Genomic DNA, 24282 nt, shown 5'->3' with positions numbered 1-24282 from the left:
TCCCGGGGATTCACTTACTTGCCGCCTTCCCGCAACCCGAATTATTTAGGGTATATATATGAACTGATGTTGAAATGCTATTCGTCGAAGAACCAGTAGCCCTGGTTAATCAAACGGGTCAGCTCGGCAATAAAGGCCGGATTGCGCAGCGCATCCTCACCCAGTTCATCTTTGCCCAAAAGGGTATAGCGGCAAAGCGCGTCCAGGGCATTGGGTTCTGTAGGCTCCAGTTGTTCACTATTCACAAAGAAGCTATCGCCGATGTGCAATACGCGCAGGCCGCTCAGGCGAGTGAGCATTTCACCACCCGTCAGGGCATCAGCAATCTCTTCTTCTTCAAAAGGCGGTTCAGCTGGTGCAATATCCAGTTCGTGACGCGGTGTGGTGGCAAAGCGCCCAAACCACTGCCTGAAGTCCTCCGGCTGGCTAATCATCTCGATCATCATGCCGCGCAGACGTTCCAGTTCATATTCTTCTACCCGGCCCGGATGTTCGCGGCAAGTTAAATCAGGATCGCTGTAGTGCTCGCCGCCAAGATCGTTCTCAAGCGCGTAATCGGCAAAGCTGCTGATCAGATCGCGGCCATTAGGGCCACGAAAGCCGACGGAGTAGTTCAGCGCCGTTTCATGGGTAATGCCATCGTGCGGGAATCCCGGTGGAATATACAGAATATCGCCAGGCTCCAGATCCTCATCAATAATCGGTGCGAACGGATCAACATGCAGTAACGCGGGATGCGGACAGAACTGACGCATTGGCAGTTTGTCGCCCACGCGCCAGCGTCGGCTACCCATACCCTGAATAATAAAGACATCGTACTGGTCGATATGCGGGCCAACGCCGCCGCCCGGTACGGAAAAAGAGATCATAAGATCGTCTAAGCGCCAATCCGGCAGCACGCGGAAAGGACGAACCAGTTCAGCAGCAGGCATGTGCCAGTGGTTTACGGCCTGTGCCAGCAATGACCAGCCCGTTTCGCCAAGACCATCAAAATGTTCAAATGGACCGTTGCTGGCCTGCCATTGCCCGTTCGTCAGGCTCACCAGTCGGCTATCGACTTCCGGCTCCATGGCCAACCCTGCCAGCTCATCTGGCGTAATCGGATCGATGAAGTCCGCAAAAGCCTTCTTTAATACTACCGGCTGCTTTTGCCAGTACTTTTCTAAAAACTCGGGCCAGTTAATGTTGAGTTGATAAGCCATAGGTTCACACCAATAAGAAGAAACGGGCCTGATTATAGAAAGCCGCGACCTCGCGCTGCCTTGTCATGGGTCAAGGGTGTTGCTTAATTCATCACTTGAGGTAACGACATAAGAAAAGAAAAGGGAGGTCTGGAGGGAGATAACGAGAGTAGCGTTATTTTTCGCGAAAATTCATGTTTGATAATGGATCTCTCCAGACCGCATGGTGCCTGGGTTTTCTTTGTTTTTATCGATAGAGCTTCACTCTGAAAGTTCAAATTATGAACGCTTGATAAGTTTTTTGTATTTTAAGGGTTGCTATATCCGAGGAGCTCCCTATAATGCGCTCCCACTGACACGGCAGATGTGAATCACTTCACACAAACAGCCGGGTCGGTTGAAGAGAAAAACCTGAAAATAAGGTTGACTCTGAAAGAGGAAAGCGTATTATACGCCACCTCGCAACGGTGAGCGAAAGCCGCGTTGCACTGCTCTTTAACAATTTATCAGACAATCTGTGTGGGCACTCAAAGTGACATGGATTCTTAATGTCTTCGGACAATAAATGAATACCAAGTCTCTGAGTGAACATACGTAATTCATTACGAAGTTTAATTCACGAGCATCAAACTTAAATTGAAGAGTTTGATCATGGCTCAGATTGAACGCTGGCGGCAGGCCTAACACATGCAAGTCGAACGGTAGCACAGAGAGCTTGCTCTCGGGTGACGAGTGGCGGACGGGTGAGTAATGTCTGGGAAACTGCCTGATGGAGGGGGATAACTACTGGAAACGGTAGCTAATACCGCATAACGTCGCAAGACCAAAGTGGGGGACCTTCGGGCCTCATGCCATCAGATGTGCCCAGATGGGATTAGCTTGTTGGTGAGGTAACGGCTCACCAAGGCGACGATCCCTAGCTGGTCTGAGAGGATGACCAGCCACACTGGAACTGAGACACGGTCCAGACTCCTACGGGAGGCAGCAGTGGGGAATATTGCACAATGGGCGCAAGCCTGATGCAGCCATGCCGCGTGTATGAAGAAGGCCTTCGGGTTGTAAAGTACTTTCAGCGAGGAGGAAGGGGGAGTGGTTAATAACCATTTTCATTGACGTTACTCGCAGAAGAAGCACCGGCTAACTCCGTGCCAGCAGCCGCGGTAATACGGAGGGTGCAAGCGTTAATCGGAATTACTGGGCGTAAAGCGCACGCAGGCGGTCTGTCAAGTCGGATGTGAAATCCCCGGGCTCAACCTGGGAACTGCATTCGAAACTGGCAGGCTAGAGTCTTGTAGAGGGGGGTAGAATTCCAGGTGTAGCGGTGAAATGCGTAGAGATCTGGAGGAATACCGGTGGCGAAGGCGGCCCCCTGGACAAAGACTGACGCTCAGGTGCGAAAGCGTGGGGAGCAAACAGGATTAGATACCCTGGTAGTCCACGCTGTAAACGATGTCGACTTGGAGGTTGTTCCCTTGAGGAGTGGCTTCCGGAGCTAACGCGTTAAGTCGACCGCCTGGGGAGTACGGCCGCAAGGTTAAAACTCAAATGAATTGACGGGGGCCCGCACAAGCGGTGGAGCATGTGGTTTAATTCGATGCAACGCGAAGAACCTTACCTACTCTTGACATCCAGAGAACTTTCCAGAGATGGATTGGTGCCTTCGGGAACTCTGAGACAGGTGCTGCATGGCTGTCGTCAGCTCGTGTTGTGAAATGTTGGGTTAAGTCCCGCAACGAGCGCAACCCTTATCCTTTGTTGCCAGCGATTCGGTCGGGAACTCAAAGGAGACTGCCAGTGATAAACTGGAGGAAGGTGGGGATGACGTCAAGTCATCATGGCCCTTACGAGTAGGGCTACACACGTGCTACAATGGCATATACAAAGAGAAGCGACCTCGCGAGAGCAAGCGGACCTCATAAAGTATGTCGTAGTCCGGATCGGAGTCTGCAACTCGACTCCGTGAAGTCGGAATCGCTAGTAATCGTGGATCAGAATGCCACGGTGAATACGTTCCCGGGCCTTGTACACACCGCCCGTCACACCATGGGAGTGGGTTGCAAAAGAAGTAGGTAGCTTAACCTTCGGGAGGGCGCTTACCACTTTGTGATTCATGACTGGGGTGAAGTCGTAACAAGGTAACCGTAGGGGAACCTGCGGTTGGATCACCTCCTTACCTTAAAGAACCTGCCTTTGTAGTGCTCACACAGATTGTCTGATGAATGTAAAGAAGCAAGACGGCTGCGAAGTCGCGACACCTCGTGTCCCCTTCGTCTAGCGGTTAGGACTCCGCCCTTTCACGGCGGCAACAGGGGTTCGAATCCCCTAGGGGACGCCACTTGCTGGCTGTGAGTGAAAGACACAACCCACCAATATCTCAAAACTAACTCAGTGAGTTACGTTTGAGATATTTGCTCTTTAAAAATCTGGATCAAGCTGAAAATTGAAACGACACACTGTGTCTGTTCTCCGTAATAAGAACAGAATGACGGTGTGTTCGAGTCTCTCAAATTTTCGCAATCATGAAGTGAAACATCTTCGGGTTGTGAGGTTAAGCGACTAAGCGTACACGGTGGATGCCCTGGCAGTCAGAGGCGATGAAGGACGTGCTAATCTGCGATAAGCGTCGGTAAGGTGATATGAACCGTTATAACCGACGATTTCCGAATGGGGAAACCCAGTGTGTTTCGACACACTATCGTTAAGTGAATACATAGCTTAACGAAGCGAACCGGGGGAACTGAAACATCTAAGTACCCCGAGGAAAAGAAATCAACCGAGATTCCCCCAGTAGCGGCGAGCGAACGGGGAGGAGCCCAGAGTCTGAATCAGTTTGTGTGTTAGTGGAAGCGTCTGGAAAGTCGCAGGGTACAGGGTGATACTCCCGTACACAAAAACACACAGGCTGTGAACTCGAAGAGTAGGGCGGGACACGTGGTATCCTGTCTGAATATGGGGGGACCATCCTCCAAGGCTAAATACTCCTGACTGACCGATAGTGAACCAGTACCGTGAGGGAAAGGCGAAAAGAACCCCGGCGAGGGGAGTGAAACAGAACCTGAAACCGTGTACGTACAAGCAGTAGGAGCCCACTTGTTGGGTGACTGCGTACCTTTTGTATAATGGGTCAGCGACTTATATTCTGTAGCAAGGTTAACCGAATAGGGGAGCCGCAGGGAAACCGAGTCTTAACTGGGCGTTAAGTTGCAGGGTATAGACCCGAAACCCGGTGATCTAGCCATGGGCAGGTTGAAGGTTGGGTAACACTAACTGGAGGACCGAACCGACTAATGTTGAAAAATTAGCGGATGACTTGTGGCTGGGGGTGAAAGGCCAATCAAACCGGGAGATAGCTGGTTCTCCCCGAAAGCTATTTAGGTAGCGCCTCGTGAATTCATCTTCGGGGGTAGAGCACTGTTTCGGCTAGGGGGTCATCCCGACTTACCAACCCGATGCAAACTACGAATACCGAAGAATGTTATCACGGGAGACACACGGCGGGTGCTAACGTCCGTCGTGAAGAGGGAAACAACCCAGACCGCCAGCTAAGGTCCCAAAGTCATGGTTAAGTGGGAAACGATGTGGGAAGGCACAGACAGCCAGGATGTTGGCTTAGAAGCAGCCATCATTTAAAGAAAGCGTAATAGCTCACTGGTCGAGTCGGCCTGCGCGGAAGATGTAACGGGGCTAAACCATGCACCGAAGCTGCGGCAGCGACACTATGTGTTGTTGGGTAGGGGAGCGTTCTGTAAGCCGTTGAAGGTGGCCTGTGAGGGTTGCTGGAGGTATCAGAAGTGCGAATGCTGACATAAGTAACGATAAAGCGGGTGAAAAGCCCGCTCGCCGGAAGACCAAGGGTTCCTGTCCAACGTTAATCGGGGCAGGGTGAGTCGACCCCTAAGGCGAGGCCGAAAGGCGTAGTCGATGGGAAACAGGTTAATATTCCTGTACTCGGTGTTACTGCGAAGGGGGGACGGAGAAGGCTATGTTAGCCGGGCGACGGTTGTCCCGGTTTAAGCATGTAGGCGGGCGTTTTAGGTAAATCCGGAACGTCATTTAACGCTGAGGTGTGATGACGAGGCACTACGGTGCTGAAGTAACAAATGCCCTGCTTCCAGGAAAAGCCTCTAAGCATCAGGTAACATCAAATCGTACCCCAAACCGACACAGGTGGTCAGGTAGAGAATACCAAGGCGCTTGAGAGAACTCGGGTGAAGGAACTAGGCAAAATGGTGCCGTAACTTCGGGAGAAGGCACGCTGATGGTAAGTGAAGTGACTTGCTCATGGAGCTGAAATCAGTCGAAGATACCAGCTGGCTGCAACTGTTTATTAAAAACACAGCACTGTGCAAACACGAAAGTGGACGTATACGGTGTGACGCCTGCCCGGTGCCGGAAGGTTAATTGATGGGGTTATCCTCGCGGAGAAGCTCTTGATCGAAGCCCCGGTAAACGGCGGCCGTAACTATAACGGTCCTAAGGTAGCGAAATTCCTTGTCGGGTAAGTTCCGACCTGCACGAATGGCGTAATGATGGCCAGGCTGTCTCCACCCGAGACTCAGTGAAATTGAACTCGCTGTGAAGATGCAGTGTACCCGCGGCAAGACGGAAAGACCCCGTGAACCTTTACTATAGCTTGACACTGAACACTGGTCCTTGATGTGTAGGATAGGTGGGAGGCTTTGAAGTGTGGACGCCAGTCTGCATGGAGCCATCCTTGAAATACCACCCTTTAATGGCTGGTGTTCTAACGTGGACCCGTGATCCGGGTTGCGGACAGTGTCTGGTGGGTAGTTTGACTGGGGCGGTCTCCTCCTAAAGAGTAACGGAGGAGCACGAAGGTTAGCTAATCCTGGTCGGACATCAGGAGGTTAGTGCAATGGCATAAGCTAGCTTGACTGCGAGCGTGACGGCGCGAGCAGGTGCGAAAGCAGGTCATAGTGATCCGGTGGTTCTGAATGGAAGGGCCATCGCTCAACGGATAAAAGGTACTCCGGGGATAACAGGCTGATACCGCCCAAGAGTTCATATCGACGGCGGTGTTTGGCACCTCGATGTCGGCTCATCACATCCTGGGGCTGAAGTAGGTCCCAAGGGTATGGCTGTTCGCCATTTAAAGTGGTACGCGAGCTGGGTTTAGAACGTCGTGAGACAGTTCGGTCCCTATCTGCCGTGGGCGCTGGAGAATTGAGGGGGGCTGCTCCTAGTACGAGAGGACCGGAGTGGACGCATCACTGGTGTTCGGGTTGTCATGCCAATGGCATTGCCCGGTAGCTAAATGCGGAAGAGATAAGTGCTGAAAGCATCTAAGCACGAAACTTGCCCCGAGATGAGTTCTCCCTGACCCTTTAAAGGTCCTGAAGGAACGTTAAAGACGATGACGTTGATAGGCCGGGTGTGTAAGCGTAGCGATACGTTGAGCTAACCGGTACTAATGAACCGTGAGGCTTAACCTTACAACGCCGAAGATGTTTTGGCGGAATTGAGAGAAATTCAGCTTGATACAGATAAACAGAATTTGCCTGGCGGCGACAGCGCGGTGGTCCCACCTGACCCCATGCCGAACTCAGAAGTGAAACGCCGTAGCGCCGATGGTAGTGTGGGGTCTCCCCATGTGAGAGTAGGGAACTGCCAGGCATTAATTAAGTGAAGAGCCCATCCGTCAGGATGGGCTTTTTGCGTTTTTATGGTATGAGAAATCTTCAAGTCAGTTGGTGGCATGAATATTTTATCTGGCACTACAGCATGACTATATTCCTTTTATAACGTCTGGTTTTATCATCACTTTGCTTCTATCTTTCTATTACTATCCTGTTACGAGCTACAAAACCAATGAAAATGGCGCTGATTGGGATTTTGACTTTAGCTCATGGAGTGAGTTCAGTTGCTTTTGCTGCTGATACCGCAACACTCACCATCACTGGGCAAGTTGTATGACTTACCTGTCATACTGATATTGTTGCCGGGCAACTGCGACAGTCATGCGGTCATGACTTGTATCCTGTTGATGTGAAGTATGTTTCTTCTATTTCGCGTGGTATAGTCACCAAAACAGTTAATGCTCCAGGGGATTTAACCCGAAAGGTTATCGTTAGTAGTTACGATTAAGGGAAATCTTCACTTCAACATCATTTTTATCGGAAAATAACCACCCAACAAGTAATGAAATGAATAAACTCATTGAGTGAGGATTATTTTATTTATTATTTGAATTTTATTAATATAATTTAAATAAATACAAACCCATTCCTTAATGTTTTGTTTAAATTAAATTGGCCGTAAGTTTTATTAAAATATTCAGTTGCGTTAATGTAATTATATTAACAAACTGATGCGATATTCTCATTCTATACATAGTAATGGCTATAATGGCTGGACTTTTTCAGGCAAATGACTTAGTGTTCTTAACACTTTGTTAACTCGATCTGGTTTAAGTTAATTCAAATTTGATAAAAACATAGGGTGCATTGCCTGTATGGAAGCTAACCCGGTAACGTCTTCAGACGAATAATGCATGTTACCGGCTGGCAATATGAGAATATAAATGAAAATTCTGATCAACTGGCCTCCTTTGCGCCAACTTATAAAATATATACAAGAGCGCTTCACCTTTCTGGTTTTGCTCTGTTGGCCAGCTATCATCTGGTTGGTTTGTCGGGCGCTTGTCTGGTTAGCTGATGGGATAATGATGCTGCTGAGAAAACCTGTTGAGCACTCATTTACCGTGTATCTTCAGCCATTTATGACTATGAGTACGTTACTGCGAATCTCGGTCTGTTGGGTGCTGCTGCTGGTCATTCTGTTCAGCATGGCTATGGGGTTTACCTGGCTACTGCGTCGCTTTATGAACCGCAATAAATAAATTGATAGCCGCTACCAGCGGTAGCGGCATAAACTCAGGCCATCTCGCCGATAGTCTTACGAAAACGCAGCAGTGCAATCGTAAAAAATACGCCACCGATAGCCAGCAGCGTCAGAAACTGCGGCCAGACAATCGCAAAATCTGCGCCTCGATACAGAATCGCCTGCGCCAGACTGACGAAATGGGTTGTCGGCATCGTGAGCATGATGTCCTGCACCGCCTGCGGCATACTTTCTCTTGGCGTTGATCCCCCGGATAGCATCTGAAGTGGCAGCAGTACCAGAATCATCAATAGCCCTAGCTGCGGCATCGAGCGGGCCACGGTTCCCATAAATATTCCAATTGAGGTAGTAGCAAACAGGCTCAGAGCTACTCCAAGCATAAACAGCGGTATAGAGCCTTCAATCGGCACCTGCAACACTCCCTGGACCATCAATATAAGCGATAATCCAGAAACGACCAGCACCACCAAACCCATTGACCAGATCTTTGCCATCATGATTTCAAACGGCGTCACTGGCATAACCAGCAGGTGCTCCACAGTGCCATGTTCCCGCTCACGTATCAGCGCCGAGCCGGTAAGCACGATGGCCAGCATGGTAATATTGTTGATTATCGCCATGACGGCACCGAAACGTTCCTGCTCCAGGTTCGGGTTAAAACGCATCCTGACGGCCAGCTCAACCGGTAGCGAACTGTTATCCCGGTAGCGGGCGACAAAGCTGTTTACCTCACCGGTGACAATATTCTGGATATAGCTATTGCCGGTAAACGCCTGGCTCATTCGCGTCGCGTCAACGTTAACCTGTAGCTCCGGTTGACGTCCTGCCAATACATCGCGCTGGAAGTTAGGGGGAATATTGATCGCGAAAGTGTAACGCCCGGCATCCAGCCCGGCGTCCATTTCATCTGCGGTAATCAGCTCCGGCGGTAAAAACCAAGGCCGATAAAAGCCGTTGATAATACGCGATGAGAGCTGAGATTTATCCATATCCGCAATAGCGATGGGGGCTAAATGTAACGATCCCGGCATAACGGTAGCGGAGGAGTAAACCGAGATGGTAAAGGCGAAGACAATTAATGTCAGCATCGCCTTATCGCCAAGCAGGCTGCGTAGCTCTTTCATGCCTAAATTATAAATATTGCGTAATCCGCGCATTATCCCTCCTGTTTTTTCAGCAGCCACACGCTCAGGCCCAGCACCAGCGGAACCGCAATAAGCAGTGGTATGAAGGATGCCCACAGGTCCGTAAGATTTAGCGCTTTGGAAAACGTTCCTCGCGCAATGGTCAGAAAGTGGCTGGTTGGATAAATCTGGCCAATCCAGCGGCCCGGCCCTTCCAGCGAGGCGACGGGATCGATCATCCCCGAGAACTGCGTCGCCGGGATAAGCGTAATAATTGCGGTACCGAAAATCGCCGCAATCTGGCTTTTCATAAACGTTGAGATCAGCAGGCCAAGCCCGGTGGCAATAGTGACATAGAGCAGTGCGGCCAGCGTTAGCGTCAGAAAGCTCCCTTTATGCGGCACGCCAAAGACAAATACCGACAGCGCGCAGAGCAGGAAGAAGTTAAACATCCCCAGCACGATATACGGCACCTGTTTGCCCAGCAGAAATTCACTGCGGGTGGTCGGCGTCACGTACAAATTGATAATTGAGCCAAGCTCTTTCTCACGCACTACGCTGAGCGCGCTGAGCATCGCCGGGATCATCATCAACAACAGCGGAATAACCGCTGGAACAATCGCCGGCAAACTCTTCACATCCGGGTTATAGCGATAGCGGGTTTCTATTGAAATCAGTGAAGTATCGCGATTAGGGCTAGCCTGACGACCGGCCATTTCCTGGAGCCAGGTCAGATGCATTGCCTGCACGTAGCCGCGTACTGTCTCCGCGCGGTTTGGCATCGCGCCGTCCACCCATACACCGATTTGCACCGGTGTCCCCCGGGCAATATCGCGTCCAAAATTAGGCGGAATCTCGATTGCCACCGCCAGTTCGCCGTCGCGCATTCTTCTGTCCAGTTCGCTATAGCTTTGCAGCGGCGGCTGTTCGATAAAATAGCGTGAACCGGCGATATTCTGCGACCAGCCCTGGCTGCTGACGGTTTGATCGCGGTCGAGTACCGCAAATCGCAGATCCTCGACGTCCATACTGATCCCATAGCCCATAATAAACATCAGGATCACCGTCCCCAGCAATGCCAGGGTCGATCGTACCGGATCGCGACGTAGCTCCAGCGCTTCGCGACGGCTGTAGCTAAACAGGCGGCGCAAGCTAAACGCCTGACGTGGTGCAATGGTTTCGGTTTTGTGTTCAATCATGGGAATCGGCGCAGCCTCAGCAGCAGGCGGCTGTGCGGCATCTGCTGCCTCCTGTAGCCAGGCGATAAAGGCCTCTTCGAGGCTGGCCGACCCGCGCTGTTCGACCAGCGCCTGCGGCGTATCGCTGGCCAGCACTTTGCCGGCATGCATCAGCGAAATGCGATCGCAGCGCTCGGCTTCATTCATAAAGTGGGTGGAGATAAAAATCGTCACTCGATCCTGACGAGCCAGATCGACCATCAGTTGCCAGAACATATCCCGGGCCACGGGATCGACGCCGGATGTGGGTTCATCAAGAATTAACATTTCCGGACGGTGAATGACCGCGACCGCCAGCGATAGCCGCTGCCGAATACCTAACGGCAGTGAGGCGGGCAGGGTATCTTCAACCTCTTGCAGCATAAAACGCTGGCTCATTTCGGCGACCCGACCGGGGATCTCCGCATCCGGAATATGGAACAGCCGGGCATGCAGTTCGAGGTTTTGCCTGACGGTCAGTTCACTGTAGAGGGAAAAGGCCTGCGACATATAGCCAACTCGGCGGCGGGTTTCAATATCCTTCGGGTCGACCGGTTGGCCAAATAGCCAGGCTTCTCCTTCGCTGGCCGGCAGCAGCCCGGTCAGCATTTTCATGGTTGTTGATTTACCGCAGCCGTTGGAGCCGAGGAACCCGAAGATTTCGCCGCGGGCGATACGAAAGTTCACGTGATCAACGGCGACAAAATTGCCAAAGCGCATTGTCAGGCCGCGAGCTTCAATGGCTATTTCGTTCTCCTCTGCGTTGCGCGGTGGAATGATCACCTCTTTATGCGCCAGGCGCTGGGCTTCGGGAAGCAGGGCAATAAATGCCTGCTCCAGCGTCTGGCTCGCCGTTTGCACTTTTAGCTCTTCTGCGCTGCCGGTCGCCAGTATTTCCCCCGCATTCATGGCGACCAGCCAATCAAAACGCTCCGCCTCTTCCATATAGGCCGTGGCGACCAGCACGCTCATCTCTGGCTGGCGCTGGCGAATGCTGTCGATCAGATCCCAAAACTGCGCGCGGGAGAGGGGATCGACGCCCGTGGTTGGTTCATCAAGGATCAGCAACTGTGGGTCGTGAATGAGCGCGCAGCACAGGCCAAGCTTTTGCTTCATTCCGCCGGAGAGCTTCCCCGCCGGACGGTCGCGAAACGGTGCCAGACCGGTACTTTGCAAAAGCTCATTGATTCGGTTTTCGCGCTCGGCTTTATCATGACCAAACAGGCGGGCAAAGAAGTCGACGTTTTCATAGACCGACAGGGTATAGTAGAGGTTCTTCCCTAGCCCCTGAGGCATCCAGGCAATTTTCGGGCACACGTCCTGGCGGTGGCGAACATCGCTCATGTCGCCGCCGAGCACGACCACATTGCCGCGCTCAATGACCCGTGCGCCGGAAATTAATGACAGCAGGCTGGACTTGCCGACGCCGTCTGGCCCGATCAGGCCCACCATACAGCGGGCGGGAATGTTCAGCGTAATGTCTTTTAGCGCGGTGGTTGCGCCAAAGTGCTGACTGACGTTATCCAGGCGGGCGACCGTGTTCATTGTGGCAACCTCACCGTCAGCGCTTCAGGCCACGTCTTCTGGCTATCCAGACGCACCCAGGCCATACCTGGCAGGCCGGTTTTCACATACTCAAGATGCTGTTCCAGCAGCTCAGGCGGAATGCGGGCTTTGACGCGGAACATCAGCTTCAGCCGTTCATCGCTGGTTTCCACCGTTTTGGGGGTAAACTGCGCCACGCTGGCGACAAAACTGATATTGGCAGGAATAACCAGATTCGGTGCGGCATCGAGGATAATGCGTGCTTCGCTGCCGAGCGCCAAAAGGCCCGCCTGTTCGGTCGGCAGGAAGAAGGTCATGTAGACATCGGACAAGTCGACCATATTCAGCACCCGTCCGCCTGCCGCCAGCACTTCTCCCGGTTCAGCAACACGGTACTGAATGCGGCCATCACGTGGCGCTTTCAGTTCGCTATCGTCGATATCGGCGATAATCCGCCGCTCTGTGGCCTGAGCTGCTTCAACGCGGGTTTGTGCCTGAATAATGCTGGTTCTTGCCGCCTCAATAGCCGCTCTGGCAGCAGAGACCTGGGCTTTTGCTGATTCCAGCGCTGCTCTGGCGCTTTCCGCCGCCGCCAGGTCGTCATCAAGCTGCTGAGCGGAGACCGCGCCGCGCTGTGAGAGTGTGCTGGAACGGCCGTGGCGTTTGGCGGCGGAGTTTAATTCAGCCTGCCGCTGCTTCACGACCGCCTCAGCGGCGCGCATTTCGCCTTGACGCTGGTCGAGTAGCGCCTTCGCTGCGGCAATCGAACTTTCTGCTTCTTTAATTTGCGCGGCGGCTTCCAGCCGTTGTTCGTTGAGCACCCGGATATCCATGCGGGCTAAGACTTCACCCTGGCGGACAAACTGCCCTTCTTTGACCAGAATGGTATCGATACGTCCGGCGGTTTTGGTGGCGATATCGACCTCTGTGGCTTCAATTCTACCGTTGCTGCTGGCAAAGCCTGCCGGGAGTCCCGGTGGGCGCAGCATCCACCATGCGGCGGCGGCAATCACCACCAGTAAACCAATAACGTAGACTGCCCAACGCCGTTTGATTTTGTCCATACGCGACTCGCTTTGTTCCATTTGCTGAGTGGTGCGCGTTTCTCCTCCGCATAGCGAAGTATCGTCTCTCCAGGAAAGGAAGGTATGGGGGATAAGGCCAACCGGCGCATGACGCCTTCAGCGCTGCTAACCGGTCAGAAAGAGGTGCGATTAATGTGGTCATCATCAGCAATCCTCGCCTTAAATGAAACACGCATATTTATTGCTACCGTCAATGCAATACTAACACCCGCAACAAATATGTCCATATACAAAACATGGACTTGTCGTAGAGTTAACATAAAAAAACAGCTGAGGCACGATGAGGCAATATTACCCATGATGCTTATTGGGTTTAATGCTCCGGGCTTTGCTCATACAATCTTCATCGTTTTACATTAAATCATCATACTTATAAGCCATTCCTTAACGCTAATAACCAGAGGGTATTATTGGCGAGTAGCTGGCGCATTTTTAATCTGGTTGCTGCAGAAGAACTGTTGTATGATCTTCGGCCCTGAAAATAGACTAACGCCAGGCGAGCGCTTTATTCAATGAAAGATGAAAGCCAAAAATATATCTCCATTATTTTTAAGGAATGGTTGCCGCTGTACGACAGCCTGACGCCAGAAGTGAAGTCGGTGCTTAAAAATATTGCTGAGCAGCAGGCGGAGGCGTTAGCGACCCGTTTTTATGACTTTATTTTCCAGGACCCGGATATCGCCAGGCACCTCACCTATGATTTAGTCCAGGAGCGGTTAAGCAACTCGCTGGCAGGGTGGGTGAAAGATATCCTGATGAGCGAGAAGGAAAATCTGCAAGCGCTGGCGGAGCGGCAGTACCTGATAGGCAGTATCCATTCGCGCATCGGTATTCCGGCTGAGGCCGTTCTGCGGGGCGCTCGTCAGCTTAAGGCCGGGCTGATTGAAAATATCCGCGACAGCGAGATTGACCGCGAGACCAGCGTCGCCGCCATCTACTACGCCATTATGGCTATTAATATGGCAGTAGAAATGATGTGCCACGCCTACACCTTGTCGCACTATCGGGCGACGAAAAATGAAGAGGCGTACCGCCTGTATAGCCTGATGGATAATGTGCCTCTGGAATATGGCAAACAGCAGGCTTCGCTCTCAGGATGGGAAAATACCGCTATTTTTAATATTGTCAGCGATAATAAAACGGATATTAACGGAGCGTTATTATCTGAGTCGGAGTTTGGCCTGTGGTTCCGCCATAAATGCGTGCGTTATTTTAACAAAAATCCGCAAATGCAGGAAATCGCCGACTTAATTAGCAAGGTGGATGCCCTGTTATCCTCCTGGAAATCTTCGTCAGACGATTCAGAGTATAAAAATACGCAAAGTCTGCTACAGGGTATCCATATCCATTGTCAGCAGATTGGTAGCCAGCTTGGGGTTCTGTTTAGTAGCCTGTCGCAGATGCAAAGCGGCAAAGATACGCTGACCAGCCTGTTGAATCGCCGCTACCTGCCGGTGGTCCTTAAGCATGAAGTGACGCTGGCGATGGAGTATGAGCTGCCGATGACGGTGGCGATTATTGATATTGACCACTTTAAAGAAATTAACGACAGCTGGGGTCATATGGTCGGTGACCGGGCGATCAAGCACGTTGCGGAGCTGCTCAGCGATAACATTCGTTCCAGTGACTACATTTTCCGCTACGGCGGCGAGGAGTTTCTGCTGGTGCTGGTGGAAACCGGCGCAGCGGAAGCCTTTACTATCCTCGAGCGGCTGCGTAAAAAAATCAGCCAGCTGGCGTTTAGCGTCGGCGCTGAGACCGAAATTTCGATTACCGCCAGCATCGGTTACGCTGTTCATACCGGTCATCCGGATTACAACCTGCTGCTGCGCGACGCCGACAGCGCGCTGTATGTCGCCAAACGTGATGGGCGAAATTGTGTGAAGATGCATGAAGGCGGCGGCAATTAAGCGGCTGAGTTCTTCCCGGAGGCGGCGCGTTGCGCCTGTCCGGGCTACCAGTCCGCAGACGGCTGGGAACCCGTAGCCCCGGTAAGGCGTCTGCCGCCACCCGGCCGTGAGCTCGTGGAGCCAGCGAAGATATCTCTGACTCTCAAAACAACACCGGTAATCCCAGACCTCGTTTCACCTCATGCAGCGTTTGTTGAGTCAACTGGTGCGCCCGCTCGCTTCCTCGGCGCAGCAGTTCCAGCAACATGCCTTTATCCTGAATATAGGTCGCCCGGCGCTCGCGTATCGGTGCCAGCAGTTCCTGTAAACAGGACTCCAACTCATTCTTGCACTGCCGGTCCCCAAGACCACCACGCTGATAGTGTGCTTTCATATCGGCAACCAACGTTTTATCAGGATGAAAGGCGTCGAGATAAGTAAAGACCACGTTACCTTCAATCTGGCCCGGATCGGCAACTCGCAGGTGATTCGGATCGGTGTACATGGCGCTGACCGCGCGGTGGATCTCCTCTTCGCTGGCCGAAAGCGTGAGCGTATTTCCCAGCGATTTCGACATTTTGGCGTTGCCATCGATGCCCGGCAGGCGGCTGACGTCGCTGAGTAGCGCCTTGCAGTGTCGTAAGACTGGCTCCGTTGTCAGGCTATTCATTTTGTGCACGATCTCGTTGGTCTGCTCGATCATCGGCAGCTGGTCATCTCCAACAGGCACCAGCTCGGCTTTAAAGGCGCTGATATCGGCGGCCTGGCTGATGGGATAGGCCAGAAAGCCCACCGGCAGCGAGCGAGAAAATCCTTTCTGGGCGATTTCTTTTTTGACCGTCGGATTACGCTCAACGCGGGCGACGGTGACGATATTCATATATAGCGCGCTGAGCTCCGCCAGCGCCGGTAGGGCTGATTGCAGGCAGATGGTTGTCTTTTGTGGGTCGATGCCGACCGCCAGATAATCCGCCATCACTTCAAAGATGTTACTGCTGATTTTTTGCGGATTGCTGCCGTTATCGGTCAGCCCCTGCAGGTCAGCAACAAGGATAAATTGCTGGTGGTCGTGCTGGAGCTGCACGCGCTGGCGCAGGGAACCGACGTAGTGGCCGAGGTGCAGCTGGCCGGTTGGACGGTCGCCGGTCAGAATAGTTTGTGTTGTACTCATGAGTGACTCCTTATACTGCGATTAAGCCGAAAGGCGCCACTCAGAAACAACAAAGCCGCCTTCCGGCGGCTCTGAATATGGGAAACGTTAAATCATGCCGCCTGTTATGCAGGCAGCCACCAACGACAAGGGTGAGTTACGACAACGTTTCTGTTCATATTTTTATCCTGCCACGAAAAGCGGCGGCAGTAAAAGCGGTTTTTTCACTTAACGATAAACCGGCAGCAGGTTAAAACTGGATAAGATATGAATTATCGCGTTAGCGCCTCCGAAGCATAAAATCAGGATAATCATGGCATTGCCGCCCCATACCCGATAGTTCGGGCTACCAAACCGTTTTCGTGAGGCACGTGCCAGAAGAGCGGGAACGATAGCAGCCCACACGGTGGCGGCGAGACCGGCGAAGCCGATGGCGTAAATAAACCCGTTTGGCCACAGCAGTCCGCCGACAATCGGCGGCAGGAAGGTGACCAGCGCGGTTTTAAAACGCCCCAGACGGCTATCATCGAACTTAAACAGATCCGCAAGATAATCAAACAGGCCGAGAGTCACGCCCAGAAACGAACTGGCGACGGCGAAATTAGAGAATACGGTCAGCAGTAAATCCAGCGTGGAGCTGTTCAGCAGGCCGCTTAAGGTCTGCACCAGCACGTCGATATTGCCGCCTTTCTCGGCGATATCGATAAACGCCGGGCGCGGAATATTGCCCATGGTACCGACCAGCCAGATGATATACAGCACTAGAGCCATCAGCGTGCCAAGCAGCAGGCAGCGACGAATGATTAGCGGATCTTTACCGTAATATTTCATCAGGCTGGGGACGTTACCGTGATAGCCAAATGAGGCCAGGCAGAACGGCAGCGTCATCAGCACGTAGGGCAAATATGATGCGTTGGCTTCTGAGCGGTTAAACAGAATCGCAGGCTCGACGTGCCACATCAGCCCGCCGAAGGTCATAAAGAAGGTGAGGATTTTGGCACCCAGCACGATAGTGGTCATCCGGCTTACCGCTTTGGTGCTCAGCCAGACGATAAAGGCGACGATCAGCGCGAACGCCAGCCCGCCTAAGCGCGCCGGTACCGTGAGATTCATTTGCGCAAAAGTATGCTGGATAACCGAACCGCTGGCGGATATATAGGCGTAGGTCAAAATATATAATACGAAGGCGACGGTAAGTCCGTTAATAATATTCCAGCCGTTACCCAGTAAATCTTTAGTAATCGTATCGAAGCTGGCACCAATATGATAATTCAGGTTTGCTTCCAGAATCATTAATCCGGAATGCAACATACAAAACCAGGTAAATATCAGCGCCAGCAGCGACCAGAAAAACCAGGCTCCGGACATCACCACCGGTAAAGAGAACATGCCTGCGCCAATAATGGTGCCGCCGATAATCATTGCCCCGCCAATCAGCGACGGTGTATTTTTTGAGACCGCTTTTGAGACCGATAATGTAGCCATAAGGTTATTCCTCACGTGGCTATCTATTAAGTAACGGGCTGCGGGCAAACGGCTACCCAGGCACAACCCGAGTGATTGAGCTAATTAGTCGTTATTTGAAGTTTAAGGCGCTCCCGTTGCGAGAGCGCCGAGGGCTTGGGTTATTTCACCGGTTTCAGTCTGGCGACGAAGTGGCGCAGTACCGGCGGTTCATAGGTAAAGGTCAGGCCCTTAATTGATGCGGCGCGGGACTTAACGGCAATCAGCGCATCAGCGATATAGTCCATATGATCGTTGGTATAAACGCGGCGCGGAATAGTCAGGCGCAGCAGCTCCATCGGCGACGCTTTCTGCTTGCCGGTTTCCGGGTCGCGGCCCAGCAGAAGAGAGCCGATTTCCACGCTACGGATACCCGCTTCCAGGTACAGCTCGTTATTCAGCGCGTGGGCCGGGAACTGCTCGGCTGGGATATGCGGCAGCAGCAGTTTGGCGTCGACGAATACCGCATGGCCGCCGGTCGGATACTGAATCGGAATGCCGCCTTCGCGCAGGCGCTCGCCGAGGTATTCCACCTGATTGATGCGATAAGCGAGGTAATCTTCGTTGGTCCCTTCTTCCAGACCAATAGCCAGCGCTTCCATATCGCGTCCTGCCAGGCCGCCGTAGGTGACGAAGCCTTCCATCGGTACGCAGCGGATGCGCACTTCGTTAAATAAGTCTTCATCATCGCGGAAGCAGCACAGCCCGCCAATATTGACCATCGGGTCTTTCTTAGCGGACATGGTCAGCATATCGCCGTATTTGTACATCTCGAGAATAATCTCTTTCACCGATTTATCGGCGTAGCCCTCTTCACGCTGTTTGATAAACCAGGCATTTTCGCAGAAGCGAGCGGAGTCGATAACCACTGGAATATTATTCTGGCGGGCAATCTGGTACACCTCGCGCATATTGGCCAGCGACACCGGCTGACCGCCGGAGCTATTACAGGTAACGGTAGTAATAATCGCCGCGACGTTTTCCGCGCCGTGCTCGGCAATGGTTGCTTTCAGCAAATCAATATCAAAGTTGCCTTTCCAGTCGTACCATGAGGTGGTATCGAAGGCTTTTGGCGTCACCACGTTAATCGCTTTTGCGCCGTTGAGTTCAACGTGGGCGGCGGTGGTGTCGAAGTGGAAGTTAGAAATAAATACCGGATGCGCCGACTTGCGGCGGGCAATCAGGCTCGGGAATAAAATCTGCTCCGCGCCGCGCCCCTGGTGGGTCGGAATGGTATACGGATAGCCAATGATCTCTTTGACCTTTTCACACAGGTGCTGATAGTTGCGCGACCCGGCATAAGCCTCGTCGCCCATCATCAGGCCAGCCCACTGATGGTCGCTCATTGCTCCGGTACCGGAGTCGGTCAGCAGGTCGATATAAACGTCCTGGCTATTGAGTAAAAACGGGTTATATCCCGCTTCTTCCAGGGCTTTGACGCGATCATCAAAGGTGGTCATGCGAATATTTTCGACCATTTTAATACGGAACGGCTCAGGGATACGTTTCATTTATTTTCTCCATGGGGATGCTGTGCCGCGTTTAGCTATTTGGCGATAAATAACAGGCGCAACAAATAGCGACTCAACGCAGTATTGATTTAATTTTTTTATAAAGTGAACAGCAGCGGAGAATTAACGCGGGAAGTCGTTGGAGATACGGTGATCGAGATTATACCAGTCGTCCAGGCCGCCCTGGGCAATGAGGCGATAAATCGATTTTTGCGTCATTACATCGTCCTCTGTAGGTGAAGGTGTGTGATAAAAATAGGGTAAAATGAGAAAATAACCACGATTGAAATCACAAAAAATTATTTATGGAGAAGCAGAGTATAAAAACTTGACGCTTGTCGTATTTTTAGCGTTATTGATTATTTGATTAGCTGGCAATGTTTTTTTGTTTTTTTATTGCGGCAGAAACGGCTTATTTATTGCGGTTTTTAGCGCCTTCATAGCAATAAATGAAGGCGCTAGCGGGGCTTACATACTGGAGAAGACGTTCATAATGATGCCGCCGGAAATAATCAGCACCATGGCGAGGATTGCCGGGATATCCGGTTTTTGTTTATAGAGGATCATTGAGCAAATCGTGACGCCGACGATGCCAAAGCCGCACCACAGCGAGTAGGCAACGCCCACCGGAATAGTGCTCATCGCACGGGTGAGGGCGAAATAGCATAGCCCATAGGCGCAAATCACCAATACTGACGGGGCTAGTTTGCTAAAGCCGTTAGTCTTTTTGATCATCGACGTACCGGTAATTTCGGAGCCGATAGACAGCGCCAGCCATAAAAATCCGAGATTAAACATATGCTTTTCCTTTCCTGTTAGTTGGCGACTTTTTTGTCCATAGATGAAGCGACCAGCTCTGCAGGCGCTTCCGCGCTCTCTTCGCTGCCCATTTTGGAAAACAGGTTCATGATCACAATGCCGCTGGCGATGATTGCCATGCCGATAATGGCGGCGGTGTCCGGATGCTGACCGTAGAAAGCCATACCCAGGGTGGAGACGACCAGAATGCCGGTGCCGGACCAGGTGGCGTAGGCCAGGCCAACAGGGATATCTTTGACCGCCCGTGACAGCGAGTAGTAGCAGGTGCAATAGAGAACAATCAGCAGTCCGAGCAGCAGTATTTTGGTGGTACCTTCGCTGCTACCGAACATTTTGAGCGTGGACGTGGCTGAGGTTTCGGAAACAATAACCAACAACATCCATAGCCAACACTTTGTTTTTGAAGACATAAGTTAAACTCCGGGTTTACTATTTAAGGTAAGGTTCTTTTTTTCTGTTTTTTAAAAAATCGATAGCGGCATCGGTCAGCTGAGCTTCGGGTGCGCAGGCCAGCGCCGGATTATTCACCACGTCTGTGACAGTGAGATAACGCCGCGTAGTACTCGTCAGAACCGGTGCTGCTTCGCAACCTGACGCCAGTCTTTCCAGCAGCTCATTCATGGTACACAGCGTGACGCCGCAGTCCGCCAGGCGGGCCAGCGTGGCCTGCATATGCCCGGCGTAAGCGGTATCCGGCTGCGCGCCCAGCAGCTGGTTCAGTTCGCTGCCAGGGTCGCAGTGATAGCGTAGCGCCAGCACCGGCAGGCCGCTCAGCAGGGCGTCATGTACGCGCCGGGCAAGCGGACTGTGTAGGGAGCCATTCACCAGATCTGCTGCCAGCGGATAATCGAGAAACGGCAACAGCAGCGCTTTGTACGGGACCAAATGCAGCGTATCTTGCCAGTCGGCCGCAGGCAGCGTTTTACCGAGAGCCTGCCACTGCTCGCCGTCGTCAATCCCGCTATCCAGCGCAAGATGCAGACTTTCGCCGCAGCCAGCCAGCCGCTGGCGAATGGCATGCCGATATCCCGTCGCGGCGGTCACCATTACCAGTACCGGCGGTTTCAGGCGCTGGATAATGCGTTCAACGAGGCATTCAATCTGTTCGTCGGTCATGGCGAGCCTCCGTTACCCGATGAGCGTGACCTGCGCGCCGTTTTTCAATCCGGCGGCGTTGGCCTCTTCGGTATCAATATGAAATTCCAGCGCAAAGTCTTCGCGCACCCGCACCACCACTTCATCGAAAGTCAGCTGGCGCTCGCCGTCGCTGCGCACGCTAACCTTTTGACCGTTAGCGACGTTCAACTGGCGGGCGTCCTGCGGTGACATATGAATATGCCGCCAGGCGCAGATCACCTGAGAGCGAAGTTCAACGTGGCCAGCAGGGCCTATCAGCAGCGCACTGCCCGCGTTCTCCAGTTGGCCGGATTCGCGCACCGGCGCTTTGACGCCGAGGGTAAAGCAGTCGGCACGGGAGATTTCCAGCTGCGAAACCGGACGTGTCGGGCCGAGGACGCGAACGTTGGTCAGCGAGCCTTTCGGACCGACCACGGTGACGCACTCCTGGGCGGCGAATTGCCCCGGCTGACGCAACGGCTTAAACGGCGTCAGGACATAACCCTTGCCGAACAGGGCTTCGACGTCCTGCTGCGCCAGATGCACATGGCGGTTAGAAATGCCGACCGGGATAGCCGGAGAAACATGGCTCAGGCGGGCGGCGATTTTTTCATGTAGCAGAGTATCAATCATGCCTTCTTCCCTTTCCTCATCGCCGGGCTTTTATCTTCCGACGGGACCGGTGCGGCCTGCGCTGTGGGCGGGGCGACGGGTTCTTCCGCGTCCTTTTTTTCCGTCGGGAGCGGCTCGTCAGCTCCGACTTCATCTTTAATTTCAGCCGGTGCGCCGACTTTGACCTCAGCGCGCGGCGGGTGGCCTTTTAAACTGCTCAGGGCTTCGACCACGCTGCGCTCAGGGCGGGCGATCACCAGCGAGCGGGCCTGCGGATCGATAGCGATAGCGACGGCCACGCCGCGCTCGATGGCGGTGTGAATCGCGCTGATTTCCCCTTCAAAGCAGACGCTCACCAGCCCTGAACCGACCTTGCGGTAGCCGATGCAGGTCACGCCTGCGCTTTTACAGGCGGCGTCCACGGCCTGAACGGCGGCAACTAAGGAAGGTGCGAACAAGTTCCTGATATGAGATCATCATATTCATCCGGAGCGCATCCCAGAGGGACATCATGAGCCATCAACTCACCTTCGCCGATAGTGAATTCAGCACTAAGCGCCGTCAGACCCGAAAAGAGATTTTCCTCTCCCGCATGGAGCAGATTCTGCCATGGCAGAATATGACCGCTGTCATCGAGCCGTTTTATCCCAAGGCGGGCAATGGCCGACGGCCCTATCCGCTGGAGACCATGCTGCGTATTCACTGCATGCAGCATTGGTACAACCTGAGCGACGGTGCCATGGAAGATGCCCTGTACGAAATCGCCTCCATGCGCCTGTTTGCCCGATTATCCCTGGATAGCGCCCTGCCGGATCGCACCACCATCATGAATTTCCGCCACCTGCTCGAGCAGCATCAACTGGCCCGTCAATTGTTCAAGACCATCAATCGCTGGCTGGCCGAAGCAGGCGTCATGATGACCCAAGGCACTTTGGTGGATGCCACCATCATTGAGGCACCCAGCTCTACCAAGAACAATGAGCAGCAACGCGATCCGGAGATGCATCAGACCAAGAAAGGCAATCAGTGGCACTTTGGCATGAAGGCCCACATTGGTGTCGATGCCAAGAGTGGCCTGACCCACAGCCTGGTCACCACCGCGGCCAACGAGCATGACCTCAATCAGCTGGGTAATCTGCTTCATGGAGAGGAGCAATTTGTCTCAGCCGATGCCGGCTACCAAGGAGCGCCACAGCGCGAGGAGCTGGCCGAGGTGGATGTGGACTGGCTGATCGCCGAGCGTCCCGGCAGGGTAAAAACCTTGAAGCAGCATCCGCGCAAGAACAAAACGGCCATCAACATCGAATACATGAAAGCCAGCATCCGTGCCAGGGTGGAGCACCCGTTTCGCATCATCAAGCGGCAGTTCGGCTTCGTGAAAGCCAGATACAAGGGGCTGCTGAAAAACGATAACCAACTGGCGATGTTATTCACCCTGGCCAACCTGTTTCGGGTGGACCAAATGATACGTCAGTGGGAGAGATCTCAGTAAAAACCGGAAATAACGCCAGAAATGGTGGAAAAAATAGCCTAAATAGGCTGATTCGATGTGTTTGCGGGAAAAAAATCGGCCCAGATCCGCGAAATTTTAATCAGCGAGTCAGCTTGGGAAGAAATGACCTGCTTATTCGCACCTTCCCTAACCCTCGCGTTTCAATTACGCCTAAACTTTTCATTATCGGCTCCTTTAGTGACGAACTAAGCGAATATCAAAATCAAACTGCGTGAAGAACGTTTCCAGCCGGTTTAACTCATCGGCGGAATAAGTCGGGTCCTGGGTAATGGGATAGGGCATCTCCAGGCGCTCATATTTTTTGCGCCCGAGCTGGTGGTACGGCAGCATGTCGATGCGGCGGATATTGCCGCGCTTTGCCAGTTTTTGCACATAATCAATGGCCCCGGTAATCGCATCGAATGAGTCGTTATAGCCGCGCACCAAAGGCATCCGCACAATCACGTTAGCGCCCGAATCAACCAACCATTCCAGATTGCGGCGAATCCCTTCGTTGCCAATGCCAAATAAGGCTTTATGGTGCTCACTATTAATTTGCTTAATATCGAACAGGAAGGTATCGGTTACCGGCGCCAGCTTTTGATAATTAGCAAGCGGGGTGGTGCCCTGAGTTTCCACGGCGGTATTGAGCATCATCTTTTTGCATTCGCTAAATAAGGCGACGGCAAAATCGGTTTGCAGGCTCATCTCGCCACCGCCAATGGTGACGCCGCCGCCGGAAGCGATATAAAAATCATAATCCTGCATGATTATCTCCATCAGTTCGCTGACGGTGACATCTTTGCCCATAATATCCAGCGCGCTCTGGGTGCAAATTTCTTCGCACTTACGACAGCCAATACAGTCTTTATTGCGGTTGACGAAGTGCTTCATTTCGCCATTCTCTTCTGCCCGATAGTGAATACCTGCCGGGCAGACGTTGACGCAGTCGCCGCAGTTAATACATTTATCCTGCGAAAACATCACCTGAAACTGGCTATTGAGCCCTTCCGGGTTAGCGCACCACGGGCAGCGTATATTGCAGCCTTTAAAAAAAACCAGCGTGCGAATTCCATCACCGTCATAAATCGAATATTTCTGAATATTGAAAATTCGCCCGGTTAATTCTTGTTTTGCGCTCACATTTACCTCCAGAAATACGATCGGGACATCCGTG

The 24282-nt window shown here is 52.6% G+C and carries 17 protein-coding genes, 1 tRNA gene, 3 rRNA genes and 1 pseudogene; 8 read left to right on the top strand and 14 right to left on the bottom strand.

The features are described from left to right. Nucleotides 1-77: 77 nt before the first annotated feature. Nucleotides 78-1202 (bottom strand): ribosomal protein uL16 3-hydroxylase, encoded by a 1125-nt coding sequence (locus tag DA718_RS25140; RefSeq protein WP_112216421.1) that lies wholly within the window; start codon nucleotides 1200-1202, stop codon nucleotides 78-80. Nucleotides 1203-1814: 612 nt separating this feature from the next. Here DA718_RS25140 and DA718_RS25135 point away from each other — a divergent pair. From DA718_RS25135 to DA718_RS25110, 6 genes and pseudogenes are all read left to right on the top strand, one after another. Further along, nucleotides 1815-3354 (top strand): 16S ribosomal RNA (locus DA718_RS25135). Between the two features lie 87 nt (nucleotides 3355-3441). Continuing rightward, a tRNA-Glu gene (locus DA718_RS25130) sits at nucleotides 3442-3516 on the top strand. Between the two features lie 211 nt (nucleotides 3517-3727). After that, nucleotides 3728-6634: ribosomal RNA gene (locus tag DA718_RS25125) — 23S ribosomal RNA — on the top strand. A gap of 65 nt (nucleotides 6635-6699) precedes the next feature. Beyond that, nucleotides 6700-6815: ribosomal RNA gene (rrf, locus tag DA718_RS25120) — 5S ribosomal RNA — on the top strand. Together the 16S, 23S and 5S rRNA genes with 1 tRNA gene alongside form the textbook arrangement of a ribosomal RNA operon. Nucleotides 6816-7010: 195 nt before the next feature. Continuing rightward, nucleotides 7011-7286: pseudogene (locus DA718_RS31075) on the top strand (DUF2574 family protein). A gap of 436 nt (nucleotides 7287-7722) precedes the next feature. After that, nucleotides 7723-8040, top strand: a complete 318-nt coding sequence (locus tag DA718_RS25110; protein WP_112217324.1) for a hypothetical protein — start codon at nucleotides 7723-7725, stop codon at nucleotides 8038-8040. Between the two features lie 34 nt (nucleotides 8041-8074). Here the strand turns inward: DA718_RS25110 and DA718_RS25105 are convergent, their stop codons facing one another. Genes DA718_RS25105 through DA718_RS25095 form a run of 3 tightly spaced genes read right to left on the bottom strand, consistent with a single transcriptional unit; the run spans nucleotide 8075 to nucleotide 12992 of the window. Further along, nucleotides 8075-9199 (bottom strand): ABC transporter permease, encoded by a 1125-nt coding sequence (locus DA718_RS25105; protein WP_112217325.1) that lies wholly within the window; start codon nucleotides 9197-9199, stop codon nucleotides 8075-8077. Then, a complete protein-coding gene (rbbA, locus tag DA718_RS25100) occupies nucleotides 9199-11928 on the bottom strand; it encodes a ribosome-associated ATPase/putative transporter RbbA (protein WP_112217326.1) in 2730 nt (909 codons plus the stop codon). Before rbbA ends, DA718_RS25105 begins: the two co-directional genes overlap by 1 nt. Beyond that, nucleotides 11925-12992, bottom strand: a complete 1068-nt coding sequence (locus DA718_RS25095; protein WP_112217335.1) for an HlyD family secretion protein — start codon at nucleotides 12990-12992, stop codon at nucleotides 11925-11927. The genes rbbA and DA718_RS25095 overlap by 4 nt, the downstream gene beginning before the upstream one ends. A gap of 533 nt (nucleotides 12993-13525) precedes the next feature. Here DA718_RS25095 and DA718_RS25090 point away from each other — a divergent pair. Further along, on the top strand, nucleotides 13526-14923 hold the full coding sequence (locus DA718_RS25090; RefSeq protein WP_112217328.1) for a diguanylate cyclase: 1398 nt from the start codon (nucleotides 13526-13528) through the stop codon (nucleotides 14921-14923). 142 nt (nucleotides 14924-15065) lie between these two features. Here the strand turns inward: DA718_RS25090 and trpS are convergent, their stop codons facing one another. From trpS to DA718_RS25045, 9 genes are all read right to left on the bottom strand, one after another. Continuing rightward, nucleotides 15066-16073, bottom strand: coding sequence for a tryptophan--tRNA ligase (gene trpS / locus DA718_RS25085; protein ID WP_112217329.1), 1008 nt, complete (start codon nucleotides 16071-16073; stop codon nucleotides 15066-15068). Nucleotides 16074-16280: 207 nt separating this feature from the next. Then, complete coding sequence (mtr, locus tag DA718_RS25080) at nucleotides 16281-17537, bottom strand: tryptophan permease (protein ID WP_112217330.1); 1257 nt, start codon at nucleotides 17535-17537, stop codon at nucleotides 16281-16283. Nucleotides 17538-17677: 140 nt separating this feature from the next. Continuing rightward, a complete protein-coding gene (gene tnaA, locus DA718_RS25075) occupies nucleotides 17678-19066 on the bottom strand; it encodes a tryptophanase (RefSeq protein ID WP_112217331.1) in 1389 nt (462 codons plus the stop codon). A gap of 123 nt (nucleotides 19067-19189) precedes the next feature. Next, nucleotides 19190-19285 carry a tryptophanase leader peptide gene (gene tnaC / locus DA718_RS25070; RefSeq protein ID WP_004098218.1) on the bottom strand — a complete coding sequence of 32 codons (96 nt, stop codon included), beginning with the start codon at nucleotides 19283-19285 and terminating at the stop codon, nucleotides 19190-19192. A 249-nt stretch (nucleotides 19286-19534) separates the two neighbouring features. Then, nucleotides 19535-19864, bottom strand: coding sequence for a DMT family transporter (locus DA718_RS25065; RefSeq protein WP_102804055.1), 330 nt, complete (start codon nucleotides 19862-19864; stop codon nucleotides 19535-19537). 17 nt (nucleotides 19865-19881) lie between these two features. Then, nucleotides 19882-20295 (bottom strand): DMT family transporter, encoded by a 414-nt coding sequence (locus tag DA718_RS25060; protein ID WP_112217332.1) that lies wholly within the window; start codon nucleotides 20293-20295, stop codon nucleotides 19882-19884. A 19-nt stretch (nucleotides 20296-20314) separates the two neighbouring features. Beyond that, nucleotides 20315-21001, bottom strand: coding sequence for a hypothetical protein (locus tag DA718_RS25055; protein ID WP_112217333.1), 687 nt, complete (start codon nucleotides 20999-21001; stop codon nucleotides 20315-20317). Nucleotides 21002-21013: 12 nt separating this feature from the next. Further along, nucleotides 21014-21634, bottom strand: a complete 621-nt coding sequence (locus DA718_RS25050) for a phosphate propanoyltransferase (protein WP_112217334.1) — start codon at nucleotides 21632-21634, stop codon at nucleotides 21014-21016. After that, nucleotides 21631-22071, bottom strand: coding sequence for a BMC domain-containing protein (locus tag DA718_RS25045; RefSeq protein WP_227015964.1), 441 nt, complete (start codon nucleotides 22069-22071; stop codon nucleotides 21631-21633). The genes DA718_RS25050 and DA718_RS25045 overlap by 4 nt, the downstream gene beginning before the upstream one ends. A gap of 53 nt (nucleotides 22072-22124) precedes the next feature. Between DA718_RS25045 and DA718_RS25040 the strand changes: the two genes are divergently transcribed. After that, nucleotides 22125-23105 carry an IS5-like element ISKpn26 family transposase gene (locus DA718_RS25040; RefSeq protein ID WP_016947617.1) on the top strand — a complete coding sequence of 327 codons (981 nt, stop codon included), beginning with the start codon at nucleotides 22125-22127 and terminating at the stop codon, nucleotides 23103-23105. Between the two features lie 195 nt (nucleotides 23106-23300). On the opposite strand, the gene cutD is transcribed toward DA718_RS25040, so the two are convergent. Beyond that, a complete protein-coding gene (gene cutD / locus DA718_RS25035; RefSeq protein WP_112215169.1) occupies nucleotides 23301-24248 on the bottom strand; it encodes a choline TMA-lyase-activating enzyme in 948 nt (315 codons plus the stop codon). Between the last annotated feature and the right edge of the window lie 34 nt (nucleotides 24249-24282).

The sequence above is a fragment of the Klebsiella huaxiensis genome (assembly GCF_003261575.2).
GTDB lineage: Bacteria > Pseudomonadota > Gammaproteobacteria > Enterobacterales > Enterobacteriaceae > Klebsiella > Klebsiella huaxiensis.
Note: the sequence above shows the minus strand (reverse complement) of the source record. Positions and strands in the feature narration are given on the sequence as shown.

Excerpts from the sequence above, each read along its gene's own strand:
- DA718_RS25065 (WP_102804055.1), bottom strand. The coding sequence starts at position 19,864 with ATGTTTAATCTCGGATTTTTATGGCTGGCGCTGTCTATCGGCTCCGAA.
- DA718_RS25140 (WP_112216421.1), bottom strand. The coding sequence starts at position 1,202 with ATGGCTTATCAACTCAACATTAACTGGCCCGAGTTTTTAGAAAAGTAC.
- rbbA (WP_112217326.1), bottom strand. The coding sequence starts at position 11,928 with ATGAACACGGTCGCCCGCCTGGATAACGTCAGTCAGCACTTTGGCGCA.
- DA718_RS25060 (WP_112217332.1), bottom strand. The coding sequence starts at position 20,295 with ATGTCTTCAAAAACAAAGTGTTGGCTATGGATGTTGTTGGTTATTGTT.
- DA718_RS25040 (WP_016947617.1), top strand. The coding sequence starts at position 22,125 with ATGAGCCATCAACTCACCTTCGCCGATAGTGAATTCAGCACTAAGCGC.
- DA718_RS25110 (WP_112217324.1), top strand. The coding sequence starts at position 7,723 with ATGAAAATTCTGATCAACTGGCCTCCTTTGCGCCAACTTATAAAATAT.
- mtr (WP_112217330.1), bottom strand. The coding sequence starts at position 17,537 with ATGGCTACATTATCGGTCTCAAAAGCGGTCTCAAAAAATACACCGTCG.
- DA718_RS25105 (WP_112217325.1), bottom strand. The coding sequence starts at position 9,199 with ATGCGCGGATTACGCAATATTTATAATTTAGGCATGAAAGAGCTACGC.
- DA718_RS25095 (WP_112217335.1), bottom strand. The coding sequence starts at position 12,992 with ATGGACAAAATCAAACGGCGTTGGGCAGTCTACGTTATTGGTTTACTG.
- trpS (WP_112217329.1), bottom strand. The coding sequence starts at position 16,073 with ATGAGTACAACACAAACTATTCTGACCGGCGACCGTCCAACCGGCCAG.
- DA718_RS25055 (WP_112217333.1), bottom strand. The coding sequence starts at position 21,001 with ATGACCGACGAACAGATTGAATGCCTCGTTGAACGCATTATCCAGCGC.
- tnaC (WP_004098218.1), bottom strand. The coding sequence starts at position 19,285 with ATGACGCAAAAATCGATTTATCGCCTCATTGCCCAGGGCGGCCTGGAC.
- DA718_RS25090 (WP_112217328.1), top strand. The coding sequence starts at position 13,526 with ATGAAAGATGAAAGCCAAAAATATATCTCCATTATTTTTAAGGAATGG.
- DA718_RS25050 (WP_112217334.1), bottom strand. The coding sequence starts at position 21,634 with ATGATTGATACTCTGCTACATGAAAAAATCGCCGCCCGCCTGAGCCAT.
- tnaA (WP_112217331.1), bottom strand. The coding sequence starts at position 19,066 with ATGAAACGTATCCCTGAGCCGTTCCGTATTAAAATGGTCGAAAATATT.